Raw genomic sequence first — 3038 nt, forward strand, 5'->3', positions numbered from 1 at the left:
GAACTGTTTCACTCCCCTTGTCGGGGTGCTTTTCACCTTTCCCTCACGGTACTTGTTCGCTATCGGTCGCTGAGGAGTACTTAGGCTTGGAGGGTGGTCCCCCCATGTTCAGACAGGATTTCACGTGTCCCGCCTTACTCGAGGATGAATGATTGCATTACGCGTACGGGGCTGTCACCCACTCAGGCCCGGCTTTCCTGTCCGGTTCCGCTTGTCGCTCATTCATCACTGGCCTGGTCCGCGTTCGCTCGCCACTACTAACGGAGTCTCTGTTGATGTCCTTTCCTCCGGGTACTTAGATGTTTCAGTTCCCCGGGTTCGCCTCAAACCCCTATGGATTCAGGATTTGATACCTTCATCTGACAACTGGAATTCCAAAGCCTCGCACCCGGATCGCTCCAGGCCAAGACTTCAGAGTCCCAGTCGTCGAAGGTGGGTTTCCCCATTCGGAAATCGCCGGATCAAAGGTTGTTCGCACCTCCCCGACGCTTATCGCAGCGTACCACGTCCTTCATCGCCTCTCAGCGCCAAGGCATCCACCGAATGCCCTTAAGACACTTGATCGTTCTCATCGTCGATACCCACCCCTCTTAAGGAACTTGGGGCGAGGCGGTTTTGAGAGACCCGCCTCCGGTATCGCGATCTTTGAAAAGACCAGCTTCGCATCTCATTCGACCCCGGTGCGGTCAGCACCCGGTGGTCGGCCCCGGACGGTTGCCCGCCCGCTCCGACCCATCCCGAAAACCCGAGGGTTCCCGCGATCGCGTCGAACGAAATGCCTCTTCACAATGTCAGACAACACGCCTCATTCCCGGCACCGCCTGCGGAATGTGCGAATTCAGGTTTCATGGACGAGATCGACCGTCTCGGCGGCGATCCGCGCGGCCGGCGCTACCAGGATAACTGGTGGAGCCAGACGGGATCGAACCGACGACCTCATGCTTGCAAAGCACGCGCTCTCCCAACTGAGCTATGGCCCCCGAGCAGATGCGGCGCATCTGCGGAACGTGCGACAGCTCGTTCGCGACGCGAACGGGCGAAAGCGCAGCCAGTGATCAGCGGCACGCATGATGAGTGGTGGGCCTGGGACGACTCGAACGTCCGACCTCACCCTTATCAGGGGTGCGCTCTAACCACCTGAGCTACAGGCCCCAAGCCGGCGGCTACCCTCCTGCGAGGATCCCGGCCCGGGCTCGTCCATGAAGAAAGAGAAACGAAGACGGCGGCGTCCCGCCAAATGCCCGCTGACTGCGGGCTTGATCTAAGAGCTCCGATAGCCGTGCCCGATCCGAAGATCATGGCCGTGCTGAGGGAACATCCTTAGAAAGGAGGTGATCCAGCCGCAGGTTCCCCTACGGCTACCTTGTTACGACTTCACCCCAGTCGCTGACCCTACCGTGGTCGCCTGCCTCCCTTGCGGGTTAGCGCAGCGCCTTCGGGTAAAGCCAACTCCCATGGTGTGACGGGCGGTGTGTACAAGGCCCGGGAACGTATTCACCGTGGCATGCTGATCCACGATTACTAGCGATTCCAACTTCATGCACTCGAGTTGCAGAGTGCAATCCGAACTGAGACGGCTTTTGGAGATTAGCTCACCCTCGCGGGTTCGCTTCCCACTGTCACCGCCATTGTAGCACGTGTGTAGCCCAGCCCGTAAGGGCCATGAGGACTTGACGTCATCCCCACCTTCCTCTCGGCTTATCACCGGCAGTCCCCCTAGAGTGCCCAACTGAATGATGGCAACTAAGGGCGAGGGTTGCGCTCGTTGCGGGACTTAACCCAACATCTCACGACACGAGCTGACGACAGCCATGCAGCACCTGTGTTCCCGGCCCCGAAGGGCTTGGTCGATCTCTCATCCAATTCCGGGACATGTCAAAGGCTGGTAAGGTTCTGCGCGTTGCTTCGAATTAAACCACATGCTCCACCGCTTGTGCGGGCCCCCGTCAATTCCTTTGAGTTTTAATCTTGCGACCGTACTCCCCAGGCGGGAGGCTTAATGCGTTAGCTGCGCCACTGACGAGCATGCTCGCCAACGGCTAGCCTCCATCGTTTACGGCGTGGACTACCAGGGTATCTAATCCTGTTTGCTCCCCACGCTTTCGCACCTCAGCGTCAGTACCGGACCAGTGAGCCGCCTTCGCCACTGGTGTTCTTGCGAATATCTACGAATTTCACCTCTACACTCGCAGTTCCACTCACCTCTTCCGGACTCAAGATCCCCAGTATCAAAGGCAGTTCCGAGGTTGAGCCTCGGGATTTCACCCCTGACTTAAAGATCCGCCTACGTGCGCTTTACGCCCAGTGATTCCGAGCAACGCTAGCCCCCTTCGTATTACCGCGGCTGCTGGCACGAAGTTAGCCGGGGCTTCTTCTCCGACTACCGTCATTATCTTCGTCGGCGAAAGAGCTTTACAACCCTAAGGCCTTCATCACTCACGCGGCATGGCTGGATCAGGCTTGCGCCCATTGTCCAATATTCCCCACTGCTGCCTCCCGTAGGAGTCTGGGCCGTGTCTCAGTCCCAGTGTGGCTGATCATCCTCTCAGACCAGCTACGGATCGTCGCCTTGGTGAGCCTTTACCTCACCAACTAGCTAATCCGACGCGGGTTCATCCAATGGCGATAAATCTTTCCCCTTGCGGGCTCATACGGTATTAGCTCCAGTTTCCCGGAGTTGTTCCGTACCATTGGGCAGATCCCCACGTGTTACTCACCCGTCTGCCGCTCCCCTTGCGGGGCGCTCGACTTGCATGTGTTAAGCCTGCCGCCAGCGTTCGCTCTGAGCCAGGATCAAACTCTCAAGTTGAATGAGATAATCAATCCGGCAAATCATTCGTCGCTTGCACTCAAAACCTCTTGACGAGGTCGAGACCTCACAAAACTCTTCACAGAGCTTCGGAGCCTCTATCTGAGTAGTACGTATGACACCGTGTCTCATCCAGCGCTCCTATCCCCGGTCTCCCGGAGATAACAGCGCCCGCAAGGACCCCGCCGCCTACGTCTCTCTTCCTTCTTCCAAACCTGTCAAACAGCCG

The 3038-nt window shown here is 57.9% G+C and carries 2 tRNA genes and 2 rRNA genes (1 of these 4 cut by a window edge); all 4 read right to left on the reverse strand.

The features are described 5' to 3' along the window. Positions 1-564: ribosomal RNA gene (locus ACEUEL_RS22235) — 23S ribosomal RNA — on the reverse strand; it reaches 2250 nt to the left of the window's first position. A 340-nt stretch (positions 565-904) separates the two neighbouring features. Next, positions 905-980 (reverse strand) — tRNA-Ala (locus ACEUEL_RS22240). Positions 981-1075: 95 nt separating this feature from the next. Then, positions 1076-1152, reverse strand: a tRNA-Ile gene (locus tag ACEUEL_RS22245). Positions 1153-1324: 172 nt separating this feature from the next. After that, positions 1325-2809, reverse strand: a 16S ribosomal RNA gene (locus tag ACEUEL_RS22250). Together the 16S and 23S rRNA genes with 2 tRNA genes alongside form the textbook arrangement of a ribosomal RNA operon. Positions 2810-3038: the final 229 nt, after the last annotated feature.

The sequence above is a fragment of the Ancylobacter terrae genome, from assembly GCF_045108345.1.
Classification (GTDB): Bacteria; Pseudomonadota; Alphaproteobacteria; order Rhizobiales; family Xanthobacteraceae; genus Ancylobacter.